The sequence below is a fragment of the Mesorhizobium sp. M0664 genome (genome assembly GCF_040320565.1).
In the GTDB taxonomy this organism is placed as follows: Bacteria; Pseudomonadota; Alphaproteobacteria; order Rhizobiales; family Rhizobiaceae; genus Mesorhizobium.
The window spans coordinates 1-1,336 of the sequence record NZ_JAMYPW010000106.1 but is presented as its reverse complement, the minus strand read 5'-3'; the positions used below and the strand labels follow the sequence as shown (position 1 = coordinate 1,336).

Sequence of the window (1,336 nt, the reverse complement as noted above, 5' to 3'; positions counted from 1 at the left end):
TCCAATGCTTGCTCGACAGCGTCGGCTAAACGATCAACGATTTCTTCGATTGCCTCTCCCGTCACGATAAGCGAGGGAGCAATAACAACGTGATCCCCTGAGCGGCCATCAATCGTTCCACCGCCGGCATTAACGATCAGTCCCCGCTCCATGGCTGCATCGCGTATGCGGCCACTAGCATTCAATGATCGATCGAAAGCTGCTTTCGTGGAGCGATTGGCGACGATTTCAATGCATTGCAGCAGTCCACGACCCCGAATATCGCCGACATAGGGATGATTTCCGAACTTGCGCATTAGCGCTTGGCGCAGTTCATCACCCATGGCGCGAGCGTTGTTGACGAGACCGTCTCTCTCGACAATCTGCTGAACTTTCAAAGCGGCCGCGCAAGCGACAGCATGGCCAGAGTATGTGAAGCCTCCACGAAACGCTCCTGATCCATTCCGGATTGCATCGTGGATCCTATCTGTCGTCAGCACGGCGCCAACCGGCACAAAGCCGGCACCCAATCCCTTCGCAAGGGTAAGAATGTCTGGGGTAATACCTTCGGCGGCGCATGCGTGCAGGTCCCCCGTCCGTCCAAGACCGCACAAGACCTCATCACAAATCAGAACGATCCCATACTCGTCACAAATCTCGCGGACCCGATTGAAATAACCCTTCGCCGGAGGCACCGCGCCGGAGGCACTTCCTCCCACGGTTTCAACAACGAATGCTAAGACTGAGCCCTCCGGCTCCCGCTTGACCGCCGCCTCGAATTCATCGGCAACTCGTATCCCATACTCTTCGTCGGTTTCATCACTCCTACACTCTCGGTAAGCGTAGCATGTCGGAACATGCAGCACGTCAGGGGCGATATCCATGAATGGGGTTCGCCGCGCTATATTGTACCCAACCGCAAGTCCGTGCAGGGTAGCGCCGTGGTAGCTGTTTCGCCTCGCAATGATACGCCGTCTTTTCATCTGCCCGGTCTCGACGGCGTATTGCCTTGCGAGCAAAATCGCAGTCTCGACAGCTTCTGACCCCCCAGAGACGAAGAACGCCTTGGTCAGCCCGGCTGGCGCGCGAGTGACGAGGTGCTCGGCAAGGTCTTCCATCACCCGGCTCGAGAAGACGCCGGCATGAAAGTAGGGAATTTTATTCAGCTGTGTGTTTATGGCCTCGGTCACTTCGGGGTGCCCGTGGCCAAGCGCCGACACCACGACGCCACCGGAGCTCGCATCGATGTAGGTTTTTCCGTCCTCGTCGACGACATGCAACCCGTGTCCGGAAGCGAGGAGAGGAAGCTTCTTATTGAGAGAACGATGGAATACATGTGTCATTAAGGTCATTCCGT

1 protein-coding gene is annotated in these 1,336 nt (G+C 56.7%); it reads right to left on the bottom strand.

The window, feature by feature from the left end:
* On the bottom strand, positions 1-1,322 hold a 1,322-nt coding region (locus NKI39_RS34135), incomplete at its 3' end, for an aspartate aminotransferase family protein (RefSeq protein WP_352837542.1).
* Positions 1,323-1,336 lie beyond the last annotated feature (14 nt).